General features: G+C 61.5%; 23 protein-coding genes. 9 read left to right on the top strand and 14 right to left on the bottom strand.

Translation table 11 applies throughout. The annotated features are described in order from the left end of the window. Positions 1 to 99: 99 nt before the first annotated feature. Complete coding sequence (locus tag ACG33_RS14355; RefSeq protein WP_066922203.1) at positions 100 to 300, bottom strand: hypothetical protein; 201 nt, start codon at positions 298 to 300, stop codon at positions 100 to 102. A 158-nt stretch (positions 301 to 458) separates the two neighbouring features. Here ACG33_RS14355 and ACG33_RS14360 point away from each other — a divergent pair, with 158 nt between their 5' ends. The 4 genes from ACG33_RS14360 (at position 459) to ACG33_RS14375 (ending at position 4,967) form a co-directional block, all read left to right on the top strand. Then, a complete protein-coding gene (locus ACG33_RS14360) occupies positions 459 to 716 on the top strand; it encodes a hypothetical protein (RefSeq protein WP_066922205.1) in 258 nt (85 codons plus the stop codon). Then, positions 713 to 1,759, top strand: a complete 1,047-nt coding sequence (fbp, locus tag ACG33_RS14365; RefSeq protein WP_083537013.1) for a class 1 fructose-bisphosphatase — start codon at positions 713 to 715, stop codon at positions 1,757 to 1,759. Before ACG33_RS14360 ends, fbp begins: the two co-directional genes overlap by 4 nt. A gap of 65 nt (positions 1,760 to 1,824) precedes the next feature. After that, complete coding sequence (locus ACG33_RS14370; RefSeq protein ID WP_066922207.1) at positions 1,825 to 3,675, top strand: beta-ketoacyl-[acyl-carrier-protein] synthase family protein; 1,851 nt, start codon at positions 1,825 to 1,827, stop codon at positions 3,673 to 3,675. Beyond that, on the top strand, positions 3,657 to 4,967 hold the full coding sequence (locus ACG33_RS14375) for a GGDEF domain-containing protein (RefSeq protein WP_083537015.1): 1,311 nt from the start codon (positions 3,657 to 3,659) through the stop codon (positions 4,965 to 4,967). Before ACG33_RS14370 ends, ACG33_RS14375 begins: the two co-directional genes overlap by 19 nt. Before the next feature lie 8 nt (positions 4,968 to 4,975). On the opposite strand, the gene ACG33_RS14380 is transcribed toward ACG33_RS14375, so the two are convergent. Next, entirely contained in the window at positions 4,976 to 5,857 is an 882-nt protein-coding gene (locus tag ACG33_RS14380; protein WP_066922211.1) for a LysR family transcriptional regulator, read from the bottom strand. A 191-nt stretch (positions 5,858 to 6,048) separates the two neighbouring features. Here ACG33_RS14380 and ACG33_RS14385 point away from each other — a divergent pair, with 191 nt between their 5' ends. Beyond that, entirely contained in the window at positions 6,049 to 6,750 is a 702-nt protein-coding gene (locus ACG33_RS14385) for an alpha/beta hydrolase (protein ID WP_083537017.1), read from the top strand. Between the two features lie 88 nt (positions 6,751 to 6,838). Here ACG33_RS14385 and proS read toward each other — a convergent pair whose 3' ends face one another. Beyond that, positions 6,839 to 8,380, bottom strand: coding sequence for a proline--tRNA ligase (gene proS / locus ACG33_RS14390; protein ID WP_066922213.1), 1,542 nt, complete (start codon positions 8,378 to 8,380; stop codon positions 6,839 to 6,841). 492 nt (positions 8,381 to 8,872) lie between these two features. On the opposite strand from proS, the gene ACG33_RS15895 reads away from it, so the two are divergent. Beyond that, positions 8,873 to 9,277, top strand: coding sequence for a helix-turn-helix domain-containing protein (locus ACG33_RS15895; protein ID WP_237392635.1), 405 nt, complete (start codon positions 8,873 to 8,875; stop codon positions 9,275 to 9,277). 97 nt (positions 9,278 to 9,374) lie between these two features. On the opposite strand, the gene ACG33_RS14400 is transcribed toward ACG33_RS15895, so the two are convergent. Beyond that, positions 9,375 to 10,244, bottom strand: a complete 870-nt coding sequence (locus ACG33_RS14400; protein WP_157071815.1) for a type VI secretion system-associated FHA domain protein — start codon at positions 10,242 to 10,244, stop codon at positions 9,375 to 9,377. A gap of 235 nt (positions 10,245 to 10,479) precedes the next feature. On the opposite strand from ACG33_RS14400, the gene ACG33_RS14405 reads away from it, so the two are divergent. Next, positions 10,480 to 11,256 carry a hypothetical protein gene (locus tag ACG33_RS14405; RefSeq protein ID WP_066922216.1) on the top strand — a complete coding sequence of 259 codons (777 nt, stop codon included), beginning with the start codon at positions 10,480 to 10,482 and terminating at the stop codon, positions 11,254 to 11,256. Between the two features lie 168 nt (positions 11,257 to 11,424). On the opposite strand, the gene ACG33_RS14410 is transcribed toward ACG33_RS14405, so the two are convergent. Both ACG33_RS14410 and ACG33_RS14415 read right to left on the bottom strand, forming a co-directional pair. Then, positions 11,425 to 13,956, bottom strand: a complete 2,532-nt coding sequence (locus tag ACG33_RS14410; RefSeq protein ID WP_083537021.1) for an ABC transporter permease — start codon at positions 13,954 to 13,956, stop codon at positions 11,425 to 11,427. Next, on the bottom strand, positions 13,953 to 14,726 hold the full coding sequence (locus ACG33_RS14415) for an ABC transporter ATP-binding protein (RefSeq protein WP_083537023.1): 774 nt from the start codon (positions 14,724 to 14,726) through the stop codon (positions 13,953 to 13,955). Before ACG33_RS14415 ends, ACG33_RS14410 begins: the two co-directional genes overlap by 4 nt. A 155-nt stretch (positions 14,727 to 14,881) precedes the next feature. On the opposite strand from ACG33_RS14415, the gene ACG33_RS14420 reads away from it, so the two are divergent. Both ACG33_RS14420 and ACG33_RS14425 read left to right on the top strand, forming a co-directional pair. Beyond that, positions 14,882 to 15,475, top strand: a complete 594-nt coding sequence (locus tag ACG33_RS14420; protein ID WP_066923518.1) for an arylesterase — start codon at positions 14,882 to 14,884, stop codon at positions 15,473 to 15,475. 7 nt (positions 15,476 to 15,482) lie between these two features. After that, positions 15,483 to 17,177 carry an AMP-binding protein gene (locus tag ACG33_RS14425; protein ID WP_210399101.1) on the top strand — a complete coding sequence of 565 codons (1,695 nt, stop codon included), beginning with the start codon at positions 15,483 to 15,485 and terminating at the stop codon, positions 17,175 to 17,177. Positions 17,178 to 17,267: 90 nt separating this feature from the next. On the opposite strand, the gene hemE is transcribed toward ACG33_RS14425, so the two are convergent. The 8 genes from hemE to ACG33_RS14470 form a co-directional block, all read right to left on the bottom strand. Then, the gene (hemE, locus tag ACG33_RS14430; protein WP_066922221.1) at positions 17,268 to 18,326 is read right to left on the bottom strand and encodes a uroporphyrinogen decarboxylase; all 1,059 of its coding nucleotides are present in this window, start codon (positions 18,324 to 18,326) and stop codon (positions 17,268 to 17,270) included. 66 nt (positions 18,327 to 18,392) lie between these two features. Continuing rightward, entirely contained in the window at positions 18,393 to 19,574 is a 1,182-nt protein-coding gene (locus tag ACG33_RS14435) for a deoxyguanosinetriphosphate triphosphohydrolase (protein WP_407696460.1), read from the bottom strand. A gap of 181 nt (positions 19,575 to 19,755) precedes the next feature. Then, a complete protein-coding gene (aroB, locus tag ACG33_RS14440; protein WP_157071873.1) occupies positions 19,756 to 20,853 on the bottom strand; it encodes a 3-dehydroquinate synthase in 1,098 nt (365 codons plus the stop codon). 104 nt (positions 20,854 to 20,957) lie between these two features. Continuing rightward, positions 20,958 to 21,452, bottom strand: coding sequence for a shikimate kinase (locus ACG33_RS14445; protein WP_066923527.1), 495 nt, complete (start codon positions 21,450 to 21,452; stop codon positions 20,958 to 20,960). A 459-nt stretch (positions 21,453 to 21,911) separates the two neighbouring features. Beyond that, positions 21,912 to 24,137, bottom strand: coding sequence for a type IV pilus secretin PilQ (pilQ, locus tag ACG33_RS14455; RefSeq protein ID WP_237392639.1), 2,226 nt, complete (start codon positions 24,135 to 24,137; stop codon positions 21,912 to 21,914). A gap of 32 nt (positions 24,138 to 24,169) precedes the next feature. Further along, the gene (locus ACG33_RS14460; protein WP_066922227.1) at positions 24,170 to 24,700 is read right to left on the bottom strand and encodes a pilus assembly protein PilP; all 531 of its coding nucleotides are present in this window, start codon (positions 24,698 to 24,700) and stop codon (positions 24,170 to 24,172) included. A gap of 120 nt (positions 24,701 to 24,820) precedes the next feature. Then, positions 24,821 to 25,477, bottom strand: coding sequence for a type IV pilus inner membrane component PilO (locus tag ACG33_RS14465; RefSeq protein WP_066922229.1), 657 nt, complete (start codon positions 25,475 to 25,477; stop codon positions 24,821 to 24,823). Next, positions 25,474 to 26,073, bottom strand: coding sequence for a PilN domain-containing protein (locus ACG33_RS14470; protein WP_066922231.1), 600 nt, complete (start codon positions 26,071 to 26,073; stop codon positions 25,474 to 25,476). The genes ACG33_RS14465 and ACG33_RS14470 overlap by 4 nt, the downstream gene beginning before the upstream one ends. Position 26,074: the final 1 nt, after the last annotated feature.

Raw genomic sequence — 26,074 nt, forward strand, 5'->3', positions numbered from 1 at the left:
GCGTCCCACCGCTGCGCTCTTTACGGATCGCGTCGTTTCAAAACACGCAACCGCGGTTCAGCGTGAAAAGAGACTGCATATCCGCCAACAATCAGATATCTAACGCGATGGGCGTTGAATTCGGACAAGAGTTTTTTGAAGTCTTGGAACATCCAGCACGTGTCCCTTCATTGCATACACCGACGTGGTAATTTCCATCACGGCGCGAATGCGCTCGCCCGGCGGCAAACGTTGCCATGCACGCTTGTCGGCGGCTTTCATCTCCTCCAGGCTGGTGTAACGAATAATGCGCTTGTCCATTGTTCGCGATCTAGTATATCTGACATCCGGCGATATTTTTGATGCAAACTGTGACGCAGTTCATCCAAGGTGTGACGGTCGTCCCTGTCCCAGGCCGGGGAAAAGATTAAGTTCGTTCTCATCATTGACCTTGGAGGAAGGCTGGAGGCAGCTGTTCCATGGCCGAACCCGGATCGAGCAAAGAAACCATGGAGGCATCGGTCAACGACCGCGTTGCAACACTATTGTCGCGCCTCGTCCCGGACGTCGTGTTCGACGAGCCGTTCGAGTCCCGATTCCGCCCCTGGTACACGGAACATAGCCACACGCGCATTCGTCAAACGATGTGGACCGCGAATACGAACTCCTGGTCACCGGCGCATTTCGCACACAGCGACGCCGAGCGGCATAGACCACCAAATATCGAGCATCGATGAGGACTACCGACATTTCCCCCCAAGATACTTCTACGGCGCATGCGCAGCGTTCGACCGACATCGTCACGCTCCAGGCTCACATCCTGCAACAGCAAACCCGCTATCCGGAAGCCAGCGGGCAGTTCTCATGGATCCTGTCCGCACTGTCCATTTCCACCAAGATGATCGCCGCGCATGTCCGCCGTGCACGGCTGGACGATGTGCTCGGCGCAGTTGGCAGCCAGAACGTCCAAGGAGAGCAGCAGCAGAAACTCGACGTGATCGCCAACGATATTCTGTTGCGCGCACTCGGCGGACGCGAGGGTGTCGCGATCGTCGCTTCGGAAGAAAACGAGCAACCGATCATCCTGCGCTCTGACGATTCCGAGCAGCGCAAGTACTGCGTATTGTTCGATCCACTGGACGGATCTTCCAATCTGGACGTCTGCGGTGCAGTCGGTACGATCTTCAGTATCCTGCGCAAGGATCGCCGCTCGACACGACCGGAAGCCTCGCTCCTGCAGTGTGGCGCCAAGCAAGTAGCCGCCGGATACGTACTGTACGGCTCGTCGACCGTTTTCGTCCTGACGATCGGCCTGGGCGTAGACATGTTCGTCCTGGATCCGGCCTATGGCGCTTTCATCCGTGTCGCCGAGGGGCTCAGAATCCCGCCGGCGAACAAGTCCTATTCCGTCAATGAGGGTAATCGCCTGGGGTTTCCGCAAGGCTATCGAGATTATCTCTCCTGGGCGCAGGAACAAGGCTATTCCAGCCGCTATGTCGGCGCGATGGTGGCTGACGTGCATCGGATCCTCCTGCAGGGAGGAGTGTTCATGTATCCACCGACCCGCAAGGCCCCCGACGGCAAACTGCGCTTGATGTACGAAGCCAATCCCATGGCCATGCTGATCGAACAGGCGGGCGGCAAGGCGTATTGCGCGCCGGGACAACGCATCCTCGATATCGTCCCCGACGATATCCATCAGCGCGTCCCGGTAGTCCTGGGCAGCGCCCAGGAAGTCGACCACGTCATGAACCGGCTGGCCGCGGCGGCACCAGGCTGAACAGCAACCAGGCTCACCCCGGTGTATCCTGTGCCCCTTCCAACTTCAGCCCTTCCGGATTGCCAGTGCTCAGCGCCGATAAAGTTCTCGTCACAATCGGTACTCCTTGCTCCATTTCTGCAGTAGGCAGCACCGAAACCTATCTGGCGCGCGTCACCGGCGCGGCGGAATTCATCGCCTATGCCGCCTTCGATGCGGGTCTGGTCGAATTGGACCCCATGACTGATGGATCCCTGGGCCTGCGCTGGAGCGCCGGCGGCGAGCCGGCTTCGTTGGCCGATATCGAACAGCGCCATGGCGCACAGCTGCGCGCCAACCTCGGGATTCGCTACATCGACGAGCTGACGGCCATATCCGACTCGGTTGTCTCGGAAATCGGCGCCTCCCTGCCGCATGATTTCGCCGTCGGAGGATTGCGCGGACTGGCCGGGCTTTCCTACCGGGAAATACGCGAATCTGCGCTGAAGGACATGCACGGCTTGTTCGATGACGACCCACGACTGGGCCCGTCCCTACAGGCACAGCTGTTCGCCTACTGTGGACTGGGAGCGCTGGCGGCCTTGCCGACGGCGCTGTCCGAACTCCTGCCCGACCCCTACAAGTTCCGTGTCGCAGGCGCTACGGCGTTCGGCGGCATGGACGCTCTGGCCCAGCTGCGGCCGGCAGGCGCATCGAATCCGGCAAACGACAAGCTACGCGACAAATTCGCCATCCGCCTGGCGAATTCCCTGTCCTCGCATGGCCCGGCACTGCTCTCGACCATGCTGGCGCCCGCCTATTCTCTGAGCAAGTCGCTGAAGCACCCTGCCCTGCTGGATTCGCTGAAATCACCCAGCGGATACTCGCGAGTACCTCAGGCGCCGCTCAACTCCGTCGGCGCATGCGCCTCCAGCTCGCTCATATTCTGCGATTTTGCCCCCCAGATGCTGTTCGACTACCCAGGCTATCAACGTCCAGCCATCACCTTGTGGACGGCAGCCGACGCAGCGGCTCGTCCGTATTGGCAGATGCTCGATGCGTTCGGGCCCGGGGCACTCATGACCCGCGGCAAGCTCGATGCGGTCAACGCCGGCCGCCCGAAGGAACTGCACCGAACGGTAGCCGACTGCCTCGCGCCATTCGACATCGACGCCAACGGGACGGTGATCGGCGAAGGCGGCTCCGGGCTGCTGATCACCACGCTGGACTTCGCACTACGGAATTTCCTCGATATCACGTCCATCATCGCCGGCTGGGGACAAAGCGGCGAAGCCGGGGGTAAAGCGCATTTTGCCGGTGTAGGTTTCGGCGGAGAGAATGCACTGATCCACGCCTATGAACTCGCCCATCGAGGCCACGGCTACGGCGTGGCGGATTTTCGATATATCGTGGCGCATGCCACCGGCACGCGAACCAACTCCAAGACCGACCTCACCACGGCGGCCAACGCCCGCGCGATCGCCGCCGGGCGCCAGGGACACCACTCCGCTCTGCCTCCTCTGCTGGTCGGTACGCCAAAGGCCGTCGGTGACGGGCATACGATGGGCGAAACCGGCCTGAAAGCCGTCTCGCAGGCATTGCAGTATCTGCTCGGCAAACCGGCCGTCGGCGTGCCTACGCTGCGTAATCCGGATCCCGATCTCGGGCCCGTCGCCGACGCCTTCCGCCTGAGGCAAGCACCCGTGGCCGGAGATCTCGATGGCGGCGCAATCTGCGCAACACAGGGCTTCGGCGGCTACAACGGCGCAATAGCCCTGCGCGCGGCGCATGCGGATGCCTTTGCCCGTTACCGTATCGATCCGATGATTCTGGCTGCCTACCTGGAACGCTGGCCCGAACTGCGCCGCCAGCGTGAGCAGCGTGAACGCCGCCGGCGACTGCATCGGGGTAGCGCGCTCGAACTGGCCCAGCAACATCGATGGAAAGGACTCGACTGAACGTGCCGCCGGTCGCGTCCGCCTTCCCCGGGGATGCCGTGCAGAATCTGCGCAGGTTCACACCCCGGACGTTCTGGCTGGTCACGCTGGCGGCGGCCGCCCTGCTAGGTACGCTGGTCGCCGTCCCGCAATGGCTGTCGAAACAGGCACGCATGGACGTACTCCGCTCACATGTCGCAGAAATCGCCGAACTGGCCGCCAACGTCGTCGATGGCGACCTGCATCGCCAACTGCTCGATCCCGCCAACTACACTCCAGAACTCTACGAGCGTGCCCTGGAACCCCTGGTGCGCTTTCACTCCGCCGCGCCCGAGGTCTTTTACATCTACACCATGAAGGCGCAGGGCCGGCAAAGCTTCTTCGTGCTGGACACGGCAGCATCGAGCAAACTGGCGACACGCCATGCACTACGGCCTTCCGCCTACATGGAACCGTTCGTGCCGCTGGACAAGGAACCCGACCCCGATTATCTCCAGCGTATCGCCTCGGGCGAAACCTACGTCTACCCGACCTTCCAGAAAGACGATTATGGGATCTTCCTGTCGGGCCACACACCCATTTATGACAGCCACGGACGTTACAGCGGATTCGTCGGTGTGGATTTCGACACCGCCTACTACATCGCGCGGGAAGCGCGCTTCCAGATGATCTCGATCGGCACTCTGGCCGCCGCGCTGCTGATCGCACTGTTGATCGGCTATTTCGCGGCACGCTATCACTACGCCATCATCCATCGCCTGCGCGAACAGTATGATCTATCGATACGCGACGATCTCACGCAGCTGCTCAACCGCCGTGGCGCACTAGCGGCCGTACGCCATGCGCTCAGGGCGCAGGCATCGAGTTACGCGATCATCCTGGTCGACGTGGATGACCTGAAGGGCCTCAACGATTCACATGGTCATGCGGCCGGCGATGAGTTTCTCATCAAGGTCGCAACCGCCATACGCGCCAGCGTGCGGGGAACCGATATCTGCGCACGTCTAGGCGGGGATGAATTCATGATCTTCGCCACGGGTTGCGACGTGGATGCCGCCACCGAGATTGCGCGGCACATTCTCACCCGCGTCTTCTCGAAAGATTCGACGCCGGGACGTTCGCACTTCGGCGTTTCGATCGGTATCGATGTCACGTATGAGCCGGGCGAGGAATTCATCCATATGTATCGGCGCGCCGATGAGGCCTTGTACAGAGCCAAGGATGACGGCCGCAATCGTTTTGTGGTGTTCGATGCCACACTGATGACGGCCACCGCAGCGATCCGGGTCGCAGGCGGCACCGTAGAACGCTGAACAGCGGCTCAGCCGCTCCAACGCTCGCGACACAAGGCCAGGAAACGCACGCACGCCTGGGACAGCGGCTGGTGCCGCAGATGGTATACGCCGACCTGGCGGTCAATATTCGAGAATGGCAATCCATCGATCGGCACCAGTTCATCGGACAGACCGGAGACCAGGTCCGATACATACGTGACCCCTTTCCCCTCCGCGACCAACGCGAGGCGCAGGTCCATGTGACTGATTTCCCAGACCGAAGCAAAGGCATTGCGCAAGCGCTCGCCGCCCGGGCGCCGGGTGAGATCGTCAATGTAGGACGTCACCAGCGGCAGCGTTCGCAAGGTGGCCTGCGGGTCGCGGCGCAATGCCTCCCGGCTGGAATGATTGCGGGCCACGACCAGCCGGCGCCTCTCGGAGAAGCAGGGATGGACCGCGAAATAGTCCGGCATGGTGTGTTGCAAGGGGCCGAAACCCAGCTCCCAGCGGCCGTCGGATACACCATGCACGATCTCGCGGCTGGGCGCTACGACGACCTTGAGGCGTGTCAGCGGATTACGTTCGGAAAACACCCGGAGCAGATCGATGCCGAAGCGCGCGTTTACCGGCGCGGACAATGCCAGGGACAAGGTCGACAAGGCGCCGGATTTGATCTGGGCGATATCCGCCAGCGTTTCGCGCTCTTCGTTGAGCAGCGTCTCGGCATAGCGCAGCAGACGTATTCCGGCTTCCGTCAATTGGGGCGGATTGCTTCGGCGCAGCAACACCGCCCCCAGACGATGCTCAAGATTGGCGATCGCCTGGCTCACGGCGGATTGCGACAATTCCAGGCGCTCCGCGGCGCGGCTGAAGCCGCCGGCTTCGGTTACGGCATGAAAACAGCGAATTTCGTTACGCTCGATGTGCATGGCTCCCGGAATCGCGCATTCAGTGCGAGTTGCAGGCCGACGCGGCTGGATCGAACGGGTATTTTCGGCCAGCCCGTCAAGACTGTCGAGGGGCTGACCCTATATGTCTTTACACTGCAGCTTGCCTCTCTCGCCTGATATTCTTGTATTTTTGCCGCTTTGTTCCGCTACGGTCGCCACGCAATCCAACCATGACTCACGCAAACATCTACACCCGCAAAGATACACCTGAATTTGTCGAACTCAGTCCGGCCTCGCCCGCCACGGCCGCCGTCATTTGGCTGCACGGACTGGGCGCCGACGGCTTCGACTTTGTGCCCCTGGTCGATGAACTTCGCCTGCCGCCGAACAGCAATATCCGCTTTGTATTTCCTCATGCGGCGCCGCGCCCGATCACGCTGAACAATGGATATGTCATGCGCGCCTGGTATGACGTCAAGGGTCTCGGCTCGGAACGTATCGAAGATGAAGCGGGCATCCGCGAAACCGAAGCACTCATACGCCGATATATCGATCACGAAATGGCTCAGGGCGTTACCCCCGGCCGAATCGTGCTCGCCGGATTTTCCCAGGGCGGCGCCATAGCCCTGCACACCGCGTTGCGGTATCCACAGCGCCTTGCCGGTATTCTTGCGCTGTCGACCTATCTGCCGCTCCACAAACAGCTCGAGCAGGAACGATCACCCGAGAATCGCGATTTGCCGATACTCATGTGCCATGGTACACAGGATCCGATGATCGGACTCGATTATGCCAAGGCCTCTTGCGAGATGCTGCAAACGCTCGGCTACCCAGTAGACTGGCGCAGCTATCCCATGGCGCATCAGGTCTGCATGGAAGAAGTGCAGGATATCTCGAACTGGCTGCAGCAACGCCTGCCACCGGTGGACTGATCACGGGACCATTGAGCAGATCCTGGATTCAGCAGTGAATCCAGGCTCGCCGCAGGCCGGCGATGGCGCCACACTCGGGCTTCAGTTCTCAATAGGACTTGGCCCATACCACCCGCTGCTGGCTCGGCGCACCCGTGAACGGACAGATTCCGGATTCACTGCCGTCTTGCGGAATGCAGCGTACCGTCACGCCCAGATCAGCCTTGATCTGCGCTTCCAATTGCACATCTCCGCTGAAATGCGCGAGAGCGAAGCCGCCGTGGATCGGTGTCGGTTCATTGTCCTGGACTCGCTCAGGTGTGAACCAGTCATAGAATTCCTGCCGCGTATCGATGCGCCGGGTATGCTGTTCCCGAAACGATCGAGCGCGTTCGAACAGCGCCTCCTGAATAGACTCCAGGATCGTCGTGACGGTAGCCACAAACTCGCCGCGCGGAATAGCCTGCTTGTCCTTGTGCGCACGATCGCGGCGAGCGACTAACAACGCATCCTTCTCGATGTCGCGGGGACCTATTTCCACACGCAGCGGCACACCCTTCTTGATCCAGTGCCATACCTTGTCACCGCCGCGCTCGTCGCGCTCGTCGACTTGCACGCTCAGCGGACGCTCGGCATAGCGCTGCGAACGCAGCGCACGGGCCACGGCATGGCAATACTCCAGCACGCGCGAGCGATCGTCCTGCGTTCGATAGATGGGCAGGATCACCACCTGCACCGGCGCCACCTTCGGCGGCAGCACCAGGCCATCGTCATCTGCATGTGTCATGATCAATCCGCCGATCAGGCGCGTCGATACGCCCCAACTGGTGGTCCAGGCATACTGTTGTTCGCCCTGACTGTCCAGGAAGCGGATTTCGCTGGCCTTGGCGAAGTTCTGACCCAGGAAATGACTGGTTCCCGCCTGCAGCGCCTTGCGGTCCTGCATCATGGCTTCGATACAGAAGGTCTGCTCGGCACCGGGAAAACGCTCTCCGGCGGTCTTCTCGCCCTTGATCACCGGGACGGCCATCCATTGTTCTGCGACCTCGGCATATACCTCCAGCATGCGCATCGTTTCCTCGAGCGCCTCTTCCCGAGTCGCATGCGCGGTATGGCCCTCCTGCCACAAGAACTCCGCGGTGCGCAGGAACATACGCGTGCGCATCTCCCAGCGCACCACATTGGCCCACTGGTTGATCAGCAGCGGCAGATCACGATAGCTCTGTACCCAACGCGCGAATGCATCCCCGATGATCGTCTCGGAGGTCGGGCGCACGATCAGCGGCTCTTCCAACTCGCCCGTGGGAATCAGTTTGCCGTCGGACCCGACTTCCAGCCGATGATGAGTCACGACCGCGCATTCCTTCGCGAATCCTTCGACGTGCGCCGCCTCTTTCTGTAAAAAGGACAGGGGAATGAACAAAGGAAAGTAGGCGTTCTGATGCCCGGTCTCCTTGAACTTGTCGTCCAGCACACGCTGGATATTCTCCCACAATGAATAACCCCACGGCTTGATGACCATGCAGCCGCGCACCGGCGAGTTCTCGGCCATATCGGCTGCCTTGACGACCTGTTGGTACCACTCGGCATAATTTTCCCCGCGCGTCGGGGAAATGGCGGTTGCAGATTTTTTACTGGACTGGCTGCTCATCGACGTAAATCTTGGAATACAGGCCTGTTAGGATACGAGTACTGAGAGTACGACCAAAAAAGGATGCAAAGAGAATCGCGCAAGGACGCGATTACAACAGATTTTCGTTCCCGGACGAAGCATCCCGAACGTTCCGTACCCACTCCCGCGGGCGCAATCCGTCCCATCGGCGCTTTTGCATCCGGAGTCGAGTGGCGTCCCCATCCCACCCCCCTGCGCGACACTCCGGCCCCTGCCTGACGCCGGTACCTGGCACGACCGGGCGGCGCAGATGTCCAGGCAAGGCAGCCCGGCCCCCGCTCCCGGCTCCTCGATGTCCGCCCGTCAACCGTTGTTCGGCTCCAGGGAAGGATTCACCGCGTTCCTGGCAATTCCTCCCGAGCGAGACTTCTCAGCCGTACACTCGAATGGTCATGAATGATCCAGCCGGGGCTGGTCGGGGCGCCACATGATCTAATGTGGAAATGGGATAATCTCGAAGTGGGATTATTAGTGACGGATCTCTACACCGGAGTTCCGGCATTGAAGTCTTTGCGCACGCCCGTTCATGCCTATTTCCTCGAACTGCTGCTCGCTGCACGGCACAAGGCGCAACTTACCCAGCAGCAACTGGCAGATCGGCTCGGTAAACCTCAGAGCTTCGTGGCGAAATACGAAGGGGGAGAACGCCGCCTGGATGTCATCGAGTTTCTACAACTGGCGCAATTCCTGGAGATCGACGCCGCTCGTATCATGCGCCAACTGATGAAATTCAACGCGATCCAGCGCAGACCGGATCGCGCCAAGCCGGCACAAGGCAAGGCCGCCGGCACCAAGGGCGGCACGAGCCGTGAAGCATCCCGCAGCGGCAGGACGGGCCCCGGCTGGCGGCTCGAGACGGATTCCTCGAGGAAATAGGCGCTGCCCGCGGCATGCCCATCATGCCCGCTGAACCTGCAGAAGGCCGGAAATGCGTTCTGGTTCGATTTGTGCCGATGGCCGACGCCCATCACCGCTACTTCTCCCGAGTGCTCGCTTCGGTTTTGCGGCGCTGCGGATTCTCTCCGTAAGCGCTCGAGAAGGTCTCGGCGAACAAGCTGCGAAAAACCCTGTCCGCATCCTTGGCGATGATGGCGTACCTGTCCCTGTACAAATCCCAGTAGCGCATCTTGGCAGGCGCCCCCAGCATCGAGTCCTGACTGATCTGCCGGTCGAAATCCTCCTGCAGCCGGTCCGGATCGAACTGTGCGAGCATGGAATCGAAGGCGAGTCGTACGGCGTGTAATACCTGCGCCGGATCTTGCAGAGAATCCGGTACCTCGATACCGGCGGCATTCGATGCGGACACCATCCATGCGTCATCGGCCGGCGGCTTCGCATCCGGCGTATCTTCCCTGCCCGAGCCGGCGGCCACCGCCTTTGGGTTCATCCAAGGATCCTCCGGCGACAAATCGAGTTCATCCAATTCCACTTCGGCGGCCTCTTCAACCGGGGAGGCCGAGGCCGGAACCGGGGCACCGGTGGTATCGTGCCAAAGGCGCGTGAACAGATCCTTTTCCAGTATCGCCGCCGGCTCGATCGACACGCCGATTTCATAGGCATCGATGTACAGCACATCGCCATGACGCAGCGGCTGCGGTTCGGTGCGTGAGAGGCGATTTTCGGGCGAATTGATGGCAACGCCGTTGGTGCTGGTATCTTCTATGTAGTATTTGCCATTGAGATACCGGATCAGCGCATGACGGCCGGAAACATAAGGATCGGGAAAGACCCAGTCGTTGTCGGGCAGCCGCCCGATCGTCCCGCCCGCCGAACGGAACACCTTGCGACTGGATGCCCCCAGCGCCTCAGCCTGTTCTCCAAGGATTTCCAACGTAAGAATCATGAGTTCGGTGAACGTCTGTCGGCTTCGCCGTGTCCGGATCCTGCGAAAAGCATCGCAGTATCGGCCCAAGATCTGCAAGCACTATGAGCGGCATTGCACAGTTCAGGCAAGAAATATCCACGGCGTATCGACCTGGCCGGACGCTGGACCATGCCGTCACGGAGTATTGGCCGGAAGGTGTCGCATACGCGCGCAAAACCGCAGAAAACAGCTCGGGATGGCGGCAGGAATGAAGATGGATCAAAACGGTATTCGCGATGGGCAGGTGATCGATCGCTATCTCAGCGGCGAGCTGACGATGCGCGAAGCGCGAGAATTCGAACAATACTGTCTGGACCATCCGGAAGTGCTCAAGGATATGCCGATTCCGATACGGCTCAAGGCGCGCCTTTCGCGTCATCCGCATGCGGAAGACGAAACCGGCATGTTCCCAGCGACTCCATCCGGCGCAACCCATGCGGCCAGCGATGCGATAGAAGATGACTTCGATTCGGATGAAGAAGGACAGACAACACCCCGCCTCTATCGGTGCAGCGCAGGGCGCTTCATGATCGTCGCGCTGGTAACGGTCATGCTGCTGGCAATCGCAGCTGCAATCAGCCAGGCCATGAAGGCCGACGCCCTGGCAGGACAGATCGAGGATCTGCAGCGCGCGCACCAGTCCTTGAAAATGCAGGCGCCCGGCAGCGTTCAAACTTATCGCCTGCAACCTACACAGGCCAAGCCCCAACATGCCAGCCTGAACATCGGCCGGCCGGTCCCGCCGCAATGGATGGAACTGCATGTCGATGTCTCGACTGGAAAGTACACCCAGTTCCAGATCACGATCGACGAGAGCGAGACAGGCCGCGTCATGCAAATGAAACGCGTGGCCCGCGATTCCAATCATGAGCTTCGGCTGGCACTGAACTCGTCGGCCTTCGCGCCCGGCAACTACCTGTTGAAGATCGACGGCTATACCTGGCGCGGCCAGCTCGAGCATGTGGGCTGGCTGCGCCTGGACCTGCGCTGACTCAACAAGCAGCGCTACGAGATGAAGGCGAGCGCTCACTGGATGATCCGATCCCGCCCATGGCCTTCTTTAGCCATACATCAGGAGAAATGCATGGCGGGAGAAAGCCATGAGCGGAGCCTGCCATCCCTGGCGGGCTTTTACAGAAGAGCTCTTGCGTGAGCCTCGCTATCCGTCGCGCAGCACCGCCGCCGGCGGGTGATTCACTACCGAACGCGTCGCCAGGGTGCCGCTCACGCCCACCAGTAGCGCACCCGCCAGCAGGCCCAATCCCCATATCGCAGGATTGAAACGGTAGGTCAGATTGAACACTTGCGTGGCCAGAACATAACCCGCCACGCTCGCCCCGATGGCTGCGAGCATGCCCGACAACAGGCCCAGGGTGGTGAATTCGGCGGCGACCCCGAATAGCACGATGCGGCGACTTGCCCCCAAGGTGCGCAGCATGGCACTTTCGTAGCGACGCTCATCAAGCGTGGACTGGACTGCCGCCAGCAATACCATGATGCCCGCCAGCAAGCTGAAGCCGAAAACGTACTGAACCGCCAACGATGCCTTGTCCATGACGCCGCGCACCTGATCCAAAAGAGCCTCCAGATCGATTGCGGTGACTTCGGGGAAATGTCGCGATAAATCCGCCAGCATCGAGCGCTGGTCGCGCCGGACATGCAGGCTGGTGATATAGGTACCGATGCTGTCATCCAATGCGCCTGGCGAGAACACCATGAAAAAGTTCGGTTGGAATGTATCCCATTGCACTTCGCGGAAACTGGTCACGCGCGCGGTGAGTTCTTCGCCCGTAACGTCATAGGTCAGTGTGTCCCCGATCTTCAAACCCAGCGCCCGCGCCAGATCGATCTCGACCGAGACCTGCGGTTCGCCGCCGTCGTCCGGCTGCCACCACCGGCCTTCGAGCAAGATGTTATCCGTCTGCATGTCCGCGGCCCAGGTCAGGTTGGCCTCGCGTTCGATGAATTCGCGGCCGCGATCGCTGTGCACGGCCTCGGTGGCCGGGATGGAATTGATGCTCAGCAGCCGCGCGCGAATCATCGGCACCAGCCGTGGCGGCGCCATGTCGCGCTCGACAAAAAATTCGTGCAGCGCCTCCTCCTGATCCGGGCGGATGTTGATCATGAAATAGTTCGGCGCATCCGCCGGCAGGCTGGCACGCCATTCCCGCATCAGATCCTGACGCACGACCGCCAGCAGCAACAGCACCATCAATCCCAGACCAAAGGCCACGATCTGCACGATGCTGTCACGGTCGCGGCGGGCGATGTTCGCCATGCCGTAGCGCCACGACACGCCGACCTTGCCGCGAAAGCGCCCCAGCAGGCGCACCAGTATCCAGCCGGCCAGGGTCAACGCCGCGAACATCCCGGCAATGGCAACAAGCACGTATACCAATAGTTCCATGTCGCGCAGCAGCCATCCCAGGAGGACCACCAGCGCCGCCAGGGCTGTACCGTAGACCGTCATGTAGCGCAGCGGCGGCGGCTCCAGGTTACGCCGCAAGACTCGCGCCGGCGGCACATGGCGCAACTGCAGCAGGGGCGGCAAGGCGAATCCGACCAGGATGAGTACCGCAACCAGTATGCCCAGCCAACCGGCGCCAAGCGTGGGGCGCGGCAACTCGCCGTGCACCAGGTCCCTGAGCAGGTAGGCGATACCTTCCTGGGCTACATAGCCGACAACGGCGCCCAGCATACCTGCCAGCAGACCGGTCATCAGCAATTCCAGCACACTGATACCCAGCACCAGACGCTGTGGCGCACCCATGCTTTTCATGAGCGCCGCGGTATCCAGGTGGCGTACCACGTAGCGCCGCGCCGAAATCGCCACGGCGACCGCGGCCAACAGCAGGGTCGCAAGCGCGGACAGGCTCAGAAAGCGGCCGGCACGATCGATCGCCGAACGGATCTGTGGACTGCCGTCCCGCAGATCCGCAATGCGCTGCCCGGGCTTCTTGCGCAACTCCAGCTGCCGCTTCAGCGCGGCAATCGCCGCGGTCTCGCCCGCGAATAATGCTGCATGAGAAATCCGGCTGCCTTCCTGGAGCAGACCGGTGGCCGGTACATCCTCCAGGCGCATCAGCAAAGTCGGAGCGAGATCCACGAATTGCGAGCCCTGGTCGGGGCGATAGTCCAGCACCTGCGTAACCGTCAGCTCGGCCGCGCCGACCTGGATGCGATCGCCGATCTTCGCGTCCAGTTGCGCGAACAGACGCGACTCCAGCCAGACCTCGCCCGCCCCGGGAAGCTGGAACGTCTCGCGTGCCGGACCGAACGCCTGGTCGGCAATCTTCAGGCGGCCACGCAATGGATAGTCCGAGGATACCGCCCGGACCGCGATCAGCGCATTGTCTTCTCCCTTGAATGCAACGCTCGGAAAGGTCGACATCTCGGCAAAGCGTAATCCGGCATCGGCCGCCATCCGAAAGTAGTCCCGCTCCAGAGGTTGGCGCGATTCCAGCCGTAGGTCGGCGGCCAGCACCTCGCCGGCCTGTCGGTCCACCGCGAGGCTCACGCGGCTGGTGAAAAAACCCACAGCCGTCATGGCGGACACCGCCACCAGCAGCGCCAGCAGCAAGACACGCAGTTCACCCGACTTGCTGTCGCGCACCAGGGCTAGCAGCGCCAGCCGCAATATTCGCCTGCCGGGACAAGCCGCACGCATACCGTCCGGTGGTATTACACTCATGCCACCGGCACCGCCGACGCACTATCGAGTGTAGCCGAGAGCCGTCCCGCTTCGATATGCACGATACGGGCACAGCGCCGTGCAATCGCCGGGTCATGCGTGACCACGACCAAGGTGGTCTGCAGGTCACGATTCAGTTCGAATAACAGCTCGATGATGCGCTCTCCCGTAGCGGCATCCAGGTTTCCCGTGGGTTCGTCGGCGAACAGCAGGGCCGGACGGGTGACAAAGGCCCGGGCAATGGCGACACGCTGCTGCTCGCCGCCGGACAGCTGGCGCGGATAATGCGCCTGGCGACGGGCCAAGCCGACCTTGGCCAATACCTCGGCGGCCGCCTCGCGTGCATTCGGCCGGTCAGCCAGTTCGAGCGGCAGCATGACGTTCTCCAGCGCCGTCAACGAAGGCACGAGATGGAAACTCTGGAACACGAAGCCCACATGCCGTGCCCGGACCGCGGCCCGGCCGTCCTCATCCAGCGCCGTCAAGTCCACATCGTTCAGCCAGATGCGTCCCCGCGACGGCTCATCCAGTCCCGCAAGCAGCGCCAGCAAGGTGGACTTGCCGGCACCCGACGCACCTACGATCGCCACAGTTTCACCGGCATCGATCTGAAGATCGATATCGGCCAGAATCGTTAGTTTCCCTTCGGGGCTGCTAACCTCCTTGCCGATGCCGACCGCCCGCAGGACGGTGCGCGGACCGGCCGCTTGGGACTCGGCCCGGGGAGAAACGCTCTCTGGAACGGATCGCGTATCCTGGGCGACGCTCATGCTTGCGGGAGATTCATGATGTGGATACGAGCCTCGGAACGATGAAATGGATCGGACATCCTATCGCTGCGATTTACGGCCTGCACCGGCTGTCGGGACGCGGCCAGCCGGGCAGACTGCTGTTGCTGGGCGTATTGGGACTCTTATGGAGCCACATGGTTCACGCCGTACCGCCAAAACAGGGGGCATCCGATCAGCCGGTTCTGCTGGTCATGGGAGACAGCCTGAGTGCGGGGTACGGCATCGCACTCGACGCCACCTGGGTCGCCTTGTTGCAGCGTCGCCTGACATCTCAAGGGTACGATTACCGGATCGTGAATGCCAGCACCAGCGGCGAGACGACGGGCGGCGCGCGCAGCCGGCTGCCACGTGCCCTGAACGCGCATTCCCCGGCCGTGGTGATACTCGAGTTAGGCGCCAATGACGGCCTGCGAGGGCTTCCGATACGGCAGGTGCGCGAGAACTTCCAGGCCATGATCGAGCAAAGCCAGGACGCAGGCGCACGTGTCGTGCTGGTGGGCATGCGCATACCGCCGAACTATGGCGCGGCGTACGCGGATCGGTTTCATGCCCTTTACCCGCAGTTGGCGCAGCAGTACGACACGCCGCTGGTCGACTTCTTTCTGGATGGTGTGGCGCAGGATGCCGCACTGATGCAGGATGACGACATCCACCCGAACGCGGCGGCGCAGCCACGCCTGCTCGATAATCTCTGGCCGGCCTTGCGCACGGTCCTGACGAAGGAATGAGTCCCGCATGAACGCAGCACAAGAAGCACAACACGGCGTGGACAAGATCTGGCTCAAGAACTATCCGGCCGGCGTGCCGGAGCAGATCAATCCCGATGAATATTCCTCGCTGGTGCATCTGCTGGAGGAAAGCTGCGCGCGCTATGCGGACCTGCCGGCCTACACGAGTATGGGCAGGACGCTTACTTATCGAAGATACGAACAGCTATCGCGGGATTTCGCCGCCTGGCTGCAGCAGGAAGCAAAGCTCGGCAAGGGCGAACGCATCGCGTTGATGATGCCGAACGTATTGCAGTATCCGATCGCCCTGTTCGGGGCGCTGCGCGCCGGATTGGTGGTAATCAACACCAATCCGCTGTATACCGCGCGCGAACTCGAGCATCAGCTCAATGATTCAGGCGTCAAGGCCGTCGTGATCCTGGAGAATTTCGCGCACACGCTCAGTGAGGTGATCGCCCGCACTCGGGTCGAGCAAGTCATCATCAGCGGTGCGGGCGACCAGCTGCGATGGCCGAAATCATCGCTCGTCAATCTGGTGGTACGCCATATACGCAAACAGATTCGACCCTGGAAGCTGCCGGGCGCAGTACGCTTCAACGCCGCACTGGACAGAGGCGGCTTCCTGACGTTCATGCCCGTCGCAGTAGGGCACGACGATATCGCCTTCCTGCAGTATACCGGCGGCACAACGGGCGTCGCCAAGGGCGCGATGTTGACTCACCGCAATATGGTGGCCAACTTACTGCAGTCGGCAGCCTGGATCGGCATCCAGGCCCGAGCCGGCAAGGATACGATCATCACTGCGCTGCCGCTGTATCACATCTTCGCACTCACCGCGAACTGGCTGGTGTTCACCCACTATGGCGCACACAACATCCTGATTGCGAACGCGCGCGACTTTCCGGCCTTCGTCAAGGAACTGAAGGCGCATCCCTTCACATACATCAGCGGCGTCAATACCCTGTTCAACGCCTTGCTGCATACGCCGGGCTTCGAATCAGTGGATTTCAGTGCGCTGCGCATCACCCTGGGCGGCGGCATGGCCGTGCAGCGCTCAGTGGCCGAACGCTGGAAGCGGGTCACCGGCAACACACTGACCCAGGCATGGGGCCTCACGGAAACCTCACCGGCGGCCTGTATCAATCCCTTTACCATCGAATATAACGGTTCCATCGGGTTGCCGATTTCTTCCACGGAAATCAGCATACGCGATGATGCGGGACAGGCATTGGACATCGGAGAGGTCGGTGAAATCTGCGTGCGCGGCCCCCAGGTGATGCGCGGCTATTGGAACCGCCCTGAGGAAACCGCGCAGGTGATGATCGGTGACTGGCTGCGCACCGGCGACATCGGGCGCATGGACCAGCAAGGCTACGTATACATCGAGGATCGCAAGAAAGACATGATCCTGGTATCGGGCTTCAACGTCTATCCCAACGAGATCGAGAGTGTCGCGGCAACACATCCAGGTGTTCTGGAAGTCGCAGCCGTCGCTCAGCCCGACCGGCACTCCGGCGAGGTCGTCGCGCTGTTCGTGGTACGCCAGGATCCGAACCTGACCGAACAGCAGTTGATCGATCATTGCCGTAAGGAACTCACCAACTACAAGGTACCCAAGCATGTATATTTTCGCGACGAATTGCCCAAGACGAACGTAGGCAAGATACGGCGCAAGGCCTTGCGGGACGAATTGCCGGCATAGCTTTCCTTACGGAACGTAAGACCACAGAATTGTCAGCGGCGGAATCGGACAACCGGCGCATCCAAGCGCCGGCCGGTGCAGTGCATGTCCCTATCGATGATAGGCGGGACTCAGTTCATGCACGGCCTGAACCATCGCGGCGGCATGTTCGGGCGGAATCTCCGGATGGATACCGTGACCCAGATTGAACACGTGACCGTGCCCCCTGCCATAGCTGGCCAACACGGCAGCCACTTCCTCGCGTATTCGCACGGGCGATGCATACAGACAGTTCGGATCCAGGTTGCCCTGCAATGCCACACGATCGTCCACGGCACGACGCGCATCGGCCAGATCGGTCGTCCAGTCCACGCCCAAGGCGTCGCAGCCGCTTTGCGCCATCGCCTTCAACCACGCGCCTCCACCCTTGGTGAACAGGATGACGGGTATCTGCCGCCCTTCATGTTTGCGCCGCAGCCCGCCGATGATGTCACGCATGTAATGCAGCGAAAAATCCAGATAGCGCTGCGGCGAGAGAACCCCGCCCCAGGTATCGAATATCATCACCGCCTGCGCGCCCGCCTCGATTTGTGCATTTAGATACAGACGGGTCGAATCGGTCAGCAAGGCCAGCAAGGCATGCAGCGTTGCCGGATCTTCGTACATCATGGCCTTGATGCGCGAAAAATTCCGCGAACCGCCCCCCTCTACGATATACGTCCCCACGGTCCAGGGACTGCCGGCAAAACCGATCAGCGGCACTTGCCCGTCGAGTTCGCGGCGAATCAAGCGCACGGCATCCATCACATAGCGCAATTCCACGTTGGGATCCGGCACACCCAGACGTACGACATCGCTGCGCGACCGCACTGGCCGCTCGATACGAGGCCCTTCACCCGTCTCGAACTGCAGCCCCAACCCCAGCGCATGAGGAATCGTCAGTATGTCCGAAAACAGGATGGCCGCATCCAGTGGAAAACGCGCCAGCGGCTGCAAAGTCACCTCGCAGGCCAACTCGGGTGTCATGCACAACTTCAGGAAATTACCGGCGCGGGCGCGCGTGGCACGATATTCAGGCAGGTAGCGGCCGGCCTGACGCATCATCCATACCGGCGTGCGCTCTACGGGCAGACGCAACAGGGCGCGCAGCAGCAAATCGTTTTTCAACATGAAACCTCGGCATCGCTCCAAAAACTGGAATCATATCGGCGGGTCCCGCCGGCATGGCCGGCGCGCTCAACTCCGCTTTGCCGGATCGAACAAGCGCTCATGCTCGATGATCGCATAGCGATCCGTCATACCGGCGATATAGTCCGCTACCGCGCGGGCACGGCCATGCTCGCCGGCCTGCCTCTCCATCTGCAAAACTGCCTGATGATGTTCGGAAGGCAACAATTCCGGCCGCGCATAGAACACATCGAACAAGTCACCGATGACCGTGTGCGCCTTGCGGGTCATGCGCAATACTCGATAGTGGCGGTAAACCTTGTCGCGCAGATATTTTTTCAGCTGGAGATGTTCCGCCGTCACGGATGGGCTGAATCGTGCCAGCGCGTTCGGACAGGTACGCACCGCATCGATATTCGCCGGTGCGGCTGCCGCAATCGCCTCGCCGGTCGTCACGATCAGATCTGTGACCACATGATTGATCATGCGGCGCACGATCTCGTGAATCAGCCGACGCCCGCTCAACTTAGGCCAGGCCGCATGGACGCGCTCATACTGGGCACTGAACAACGGCACCTCTCTGAGCTCTTCCAGAGTGATCAGACCGGCACGCAGACCGTCGTCCAAATCATGGTTGTTATAGGCAATCTCGTCGGCCAGATTGGCTATCTGCGCCTCCAGCGAGGGTTGTTGCCGCTTGATGAAACGCTCGCCGATCTCGCCCAGCGTACGCGCATCGTTCAGTGAACAGTGCTTGAGGATGCCCTCGCGCGTCTCGAAGGTAAGATTCAGTCCCGGGAAGTCCGCATAACGTTCCTCGAGCTCATCGACCACGCGCAGCGACTGCAGGTTGTGTTCGAAGCCCCCATACGCGCGCATGCGTTCATTGAGCGCATCCTGTCCGGCATGGCCGAAAGGCGTATGACCCAAATCGTGTGCCAGGCAGATGGCCTCCGTCAAGGTCTCGTGCAGATGCAAGGCGCGCGCGATCGTACGCGCGATCTGCGCAACCTCGATCGAATGCGTCAGGCGCGTGCGATACAGATCGCCTTCGTAATTAACGAAGACCTGGGTCTTGTAGACCAGGCGCCGGAATGCCGTGGAGTGGATGATACGATCGCGATCACGCTGAAATTCGCTGCGGAACGCCGGCAGATCCTCGGCATGCCCCCGACCGCGCGTGTGCTCGTCATGAGCGGCATAGGCCGCAAGGCCTTCTCTTGACATGCCTGCAAGGCCTTCCCCTAACATGTCCGCAAGGCCTTCCCTTGATATGTCTGCTGGGACGGCATCCCGGCAAATCCGGTTTTGGACATGTCCGCAAATCCTTCGTTCGACGTACCGGCCGGACCGCGGCCCGGCGCACCCACCGACCCGCCCGAACCGTCCGCCGGGCTGCCTTGCCAATTGCACGAAGATTGTGCGCTCATGATCAGATGCGCCGCTCGCCGGCCGGGTCGAAATATGCTCGCAAGCTCGCATCCAGCGCCTCAGACGTATAATCGCTCACCACTTGCGCCTGCCCCAGCTGCGGCAGCAACACCAGGCGGATACGGCCATCCAGCACCTTCTTGTCCAGGCCCATCAGATCCCGTGCACGCTGCGCACCGATATGCGGTGCGTCCACCGGAAGACCGAAGCGCCGCAGCAGGCGTATAAGCCGCTCGCAATCCGCCTCGTGCAGCCAGCCCAATCGCCGCGACATATCCGCTGCGATCACCATGCCGGCCGCCACCGCTTCCCCGTGCAGCCACCGACCATAGCCGGTGGCGGTTTCGATTGCGTGACCGAAGGTATGTCCCAGATTCAGGATGGCACGCAATCCCTGCTCGCGTTCATCGATTGCGACCACCGCTGCCTTGATCTCGCAGGAGCGGCGCACCGCGTACATGATCGCCTCGTCCTCCCGGGCCAGCAGCGCCTCGGCGGATTGCTCCAGCCAGTCGAGCAACGCCGCATCGTGGATCATCCCGTACTTGATGATCTCGGCGATTCCGGCCCGGTATTCACGCTCGGCCAGGCTGCGCAAAACCCGGGTGTCGGCGATGACGCAGCGAGGCTGATGAAATGCGCCGATCATGTTCTTGGCCTGCGGATGATTGACGCCGGTCTTGCCGCCTACGGAGGAATCGACCTGTGCCAGCAGGGTCGTCGGAACCTGTACATAGTCGATACCGCGCTGATAACAGGCGGCGGCAAAGCCGGCCATGTCGCCGATCACGCCGCCGCCCAGGGCCAGCACCGCAGCATCGCGATTCAGACGCTGTTCGATCAGGGCATCGATGATCAGGGCCATACTTTCCAGGGTCTTGTGCTGCTCTCCGTCGGGAAGGATCACACTACCGACGCGCCGCTCACCCAGGCTGTGCTGCAGGCGCTGCAGATACAAAGGAGCCACCGTCGTATTGCTGACGATAAGCAGGTTGCGAGCCTGGACATGCCGCGCGAGCAACGATTCGTCATCGATCAAATCCGGGCCGATCAGGATCGGATAGCTGCGGACCCCCAGATCGATGTCGACCTGTTCGATGTTCATCCGTTCGATGCCCGCCCGCCCGCCGGACCGGCGGGCGGCATACTCGTCTGCAGCGGTACGAGACCGGCTTGCGGTCATGGTCTGCTCCGGGACTTGTTTCAACATGAGGTCGCTCGCTCCTCGAGGCGCTTCACGATGTCTTCGGCAACCGCGCGCACATGCCGTCCGTCGGTGGGGACGATCAGGGTTGCCATCGACTCGTACAAAGGTGCGCGAAAGTTCATCAGCGCCTGCAACGTCGATTCCGGATCCCCCTGGTTCAGCAGCGGACGTTGCCGGCCATGGCGGGTGCGCTCCAACTGCTGGCGCACGCTGGCCTTCAGGTACACGACACAGCCGCGTCCGGCAAGACACTCACGATTGCGAGGATCCAGCACGGCTCCACCGCCGGTGGCGACCACCACGTTCTTTAGCGCGGTCAAGGACTCGATCACTTCACGCTCCCGCTCGCGAAAGCTGTCTTCGCCTTCCTTCTCGAAAATATAAGGGATATCGACCCCGGTGCGGCGCTCGATCTCTGCGTCGCTGTCATGGAAGCGCAGGTCCAGCAGCTTGGCCAGCTGTCTGCCCACAGCGGTTTTCCCCGAGCCCATGGGGCCGATCAGAAAGATACTGGTGCCGCTGTGCGGATTCAAAGTCGTTGTCTACGGTCATGGACTCCCATGACTATAAACGAAGAAGCCGCCCGAAGGCGGCTCCGTACCGATCGGCCCGTTTCCAGGTGGGTTGGGGGCCTCGCTCAAGATTCTCGTCCGCCGTGAATCCGCAGGCACGGCGGACGAGAATCTTGAGCGAGGCTGCAGTCCGCCGATGGATCAGCCAATACGTGGCAAGTCCTGATTTCGAGCCCTCCGCCGGCGCGTCTTGCTCTTTGAATGGGTTGGAACCCTGGACGGCTTGGAAGTCCCGCTCGTGGCCTTGGTCCGCCGTGCCTGCGGATTCACGGCAGACCAAGGCCATGAGCAGGGGCCACCTGCCCCTGAGCGATTTCCAGCGGTGTCCTGGATGAAGGCGGGCGCCCCGGGAAGGAATCCCGGGGCGCTTTCGAGCAATCAATACAGATTGGAACCTTCGCGCAGGATCCTGGGGGTCACGAAAATCAGCAATTCATCCTTGTTGTCGGTGCTGGAAGTGCTCTTGAACAGCCGGCCCAGCACCGGGATGTCGCCCAGGTAAGGTACCTTCTGCTCGCTCTCGCGGCGCTCGGTCTCCAGGATGCCGCCGAGCACGACGGTTTGGCCGTCATTGACCAGCACCTGGGTCACGATCTCGCGGGTGTCGATACTGGGTACGAAACCGCCGGTAGCGCTGGCGACCAACTGGCCGACGCTATCCTTGGACACGGTCAGATCCAGGATGACCCGGTTGTCCGGGGTGATCTGCGGCGTCACCTTCAGACTCAGCACGGCCTTCTTGAACGAAGTCGTAGTCGCGCCCGAGGAAGAGGATTCCTGGTAGGGAACTTCCACGCCCTGCTCGATGGTAGCCTCACGCTGGTTGGCCGTGATCAGCCGTGGAGATGAAATGATCTCGCCGCGTCCCTCGGCCTGAGCGGCCGATAGCTCCAGATCGACCAGGTAATCGGAGTCCAGCAAGGTCAGCGCCAAGCGCCCCGCCGGATTGCCCACCGGCAAGTTGACCATGTAACGATCGCTGGGATTGCCTTGCACGAAGCCCGGTGTACCCCTTCCCTGACCCAACGGCCCGCGGCTGAGAATGTATTCGTCGTCCTCGGTCACGAAACCGTTCGCGCCGACGATGCCGCCGCCGTCGCTGCCACCGTGATTGAATGCGGCCGTCACACCGAAGCGCACGCCCAACTCGCGGCTGTAATCGTCGCTGACGATCACGATGCGCGCCTCGATCAGCACCTGGCGCACGGGGATATCCAGAGTGGAAACCAGCCGGCGGATGTCGGCGAGCCGCTCTGAGGTATCCTGCAGCAACAAGGTGTTGGTACGTTCGTCGATAGCGGCGCTGCCGCGCTCGGACAACAGTGAGTTGCCGGCACCGGACTTGATCAGTGCAGCCAGATCCGCAGCCTTGGCGTAGTTGATCTGCAAATACTCGGTACGCAGCGGCGCCAGCTCCTGCACCTGCTGACGAGCCGACAGCAATTCCTTCTCTCGGGCCGCGATTTCAGCCGCGGGCGCGATGAAGACCACATTGCCCTCGCGGCGCATATCCAGGCCCTTGGTGCGCATCACCACGTCCAGGGCCTGATCCCAGGGCACGTTCTGCAGGCGCAAGGTGACGTTGCCGGACACCGTGTCCGTGATGACCATGTTCTGGCCGCTGGTGTCGGCCAGCAGCTGCAACACGGCACGGGTTTCGATATCCTGAAAGTTCAGCGTCAGGCGCTCACCGGTGTATTCCTTCACATCCTGCAATTCCGGCGGCAGTTTCACTACCGGCTTGATCTCGATCGTATAGACATTGTCGGACTGGTACGCCAGCTGTTCATAGTCGCCGCTGGCGACGATCACGAGGCGGGCGCCGTCGGCGATACGCAGGGCATCGACCGTATTGACCGGCGTAGCGAAGTCGACCACGTCCAGACGCTGCATCAACGCTTCGGGCAAGGTTGTACGGGCGAAATCGACGATCACCCGGCCGCCTTCCTGGCGCAGATCGGCAGGAACCTTCGAGTCGGTCAACTGGACGATGATCCGGCCGGAGCCGTCGCTGCCGCGGCGAAAGTCGATGTTGCTGACGCTGCGCTGACCGGATACCGGCACCGCCCGGCTCGTGGCCATCGACATGGCCGACCCCGAGGACGTCGCGCCCATCCGGGAACCGCTGCCGGCATCGACGGTCACAATGATGTCATTACCGTTGACACGGGTTTCATACGGCACCAGCGTATCGACATTCAATACCACCCGGGTGCGTCCGCCCGCCTCGGCAACGTTGACTGTATCGAGTACCCCCTGTTTCACATCGATGCGCCGCGAGGCCAGGGCCACTGACGTATCGGGCAGATCCAGCGAAATACGTGCCGGATTGTCCACGGTAAAGCTCAGCGGCGTCGGCGCCGGATCACTCAGGCGCAAGGTCAGCTCCACCTTGTTGCCCGACACCGTGTGCGCCTGGATACTCTCCAGCCGGTTGGCCCCCTGACTCGCCGCCTGAACGAGTGTGAGTGCGCCGGGAGCCGCGAGAATCAGCGCAAACGCCATGAGGCGCCGTGCGAGCACCGGCAGCATGCGAACCGACGTGCCGGAGGTTCTGCCCGCCTGGTCCCGGGGGGCGCGCATGGCAATGAAGGAGGACGACATTCTGGCTTTCTCCCTGGGCATCATTCTGGGGATCATTCTGTCAGTGCCAGCGCGGCTGGACGCTCGATGTACCCGCCAAGACCATCGGGAACGATCTCGATGATAGATATTCTGGTGTTCGTGATGCCGACGATCCGGCCATCGTTCTGTCCCATGAAATTCCCCGGCAGCACGCGGTGGACCAGTCCATCCTTGCCCTGTACCAGGGCGTAGTTGCGGCCCTGCAGCTGCAACGTGCCGACCATGCGCATGGTGTCGAGCGGAAACTGCTCCAGGAATTCGCGCGGACGCTTCACATCGGGACGCACACCCGCGGCCAGATCGTTGCGTACCGGCGCGCTGGGTGTGAACGGCGAGCGCAGGTTCGCGGCGCTGTAGGTGAACGCTTCGTAAGGCTTGATCTCCGGCAAGGGTTCGATACGCTCGCCGGGACGACTCTTGATTTCGGCCACCTGCTGCTGCAGCGCCTGCATGTCATTCGAACAGCCGCTCAGCGATGCCAGTCCCAGGGACATCAAGCCCAGCGGCATCAGTCCGCTGAAGATCCACCGGGGAATTCGCATGGGAATCCGCAACAGCGGCAGCCACGACGATGGCGTTCGAACCCGAATCTGGTGTTCAGGCGACATGAGGGCGGTCATGACTGGTTTCATGGATGACGATCCGAGTGACGTGTCCATGCTTTAGCGCCTGCCTTTGGGCTTGGCGCCAGGTTTCGCCGCAGGCGCAGCGGCAGCCAGTTCGTCCTCGTCCAGGTAACGGTAGGTCTTGGCGGTGACGTCCAGCTGCAACTCGTCCGAGCTTGCGCCCCGGGCGGCGGATGAAATCTCCACGTCGTGCAGGGTGACGATACGCGGCAGTGCAGCAATACCGCTGACGAACGCACCGATCGCGTGATAACTGCCTGTCAGGCGCATCTTGATCGGCAGTTCCGCGTAGAAGTCCCGGATCGCGAGCTGACCCGGTTGAAACAGTTTCTGATCCAGCCCTGCGCCCGCACCCTGCTGGGAAATGTCGGTCAATAGATTGGGCACTTCGGTCTTGTTCGGCAGCTTGCGCAGCATAGCGCCGAAAGACTGCTCCATTTCAGTCAGTTGAGCCTTGTAGGCGTCCAGGTTTGCGGCCTTCTTCGCCTTTTGCTCCAAAGTCGACAGCAACGTCTGCTCTGCCGCGTGCGCCGTGTCGATCTGCGGCTTCTTGGGTTTCCATGCCAGGAAATAGGCCAGGGCGATGACCGCGATCAGGAAAATGATGCTGATCGCCCCCAATCGAAAGGCGATCGGCCAGCGGCCGGGATCATTGGGATCCAGCTCGCGCATCTGTTCGATGAACGTACTCATCGCGCAGTCCTCCTGGCGGCTGGTGCAGCCGGGCTGGCTTCCTTGTCGATCGGTAGCTGCGGATTCTCCTGCGAGGCGCTGAGCGTGAATTCCGAGCCCGCATCACCAGAGCCCTTGGTCTCGAGAATGGTCAATGCCGGATCGGCCAGCCATGCCGATGCGTCGATGTTACGCATGTAGGAAGCCACACGTGTGCTGGACTGTGCCACGCCCTTGATCTGCAGCTTGCGATTCGTTTGTTTCACACCGGTCAAGTAGACGCCATCGGGAATGGTGCGAACCAACTGGTCGAACACATGCACGATCTCGGGGCGGCTGCGTTCGAGCTGCTCGATGACCTGGATACGCGCGCGCAGGCTTTCCTTCTGCTGCTCCAGCGCCAGAATCTCCGTGATCTGCTTATCCAGGCGCGCAATTTCGTCCTTCAAGTACTGGTTGCGCTCATTCTGTTTGTCCAGGGCGGCGCCCATCTGCCAGTTCACCGCCAGCGCAATAACGCCTGCCAGCACCAATGCCCCTGCAATGCCGACACCGAACTCCTGGCGCCGGCGCTTACGCTCGGCTTCCCTCCAGGGAACTAGGTTGATTCTTGGCATG

It is taken from the genome of Steroidobacter denitrificans (genome assembly GCF_001579945.1).
Taxonomy (GTDB): Bacteria; Pseudomonadota; Gammaproteobacteria; order Steroidobacterales; family Steroidobacteraceae; genus Steroidobacter; species Steroidobacter denitrificans.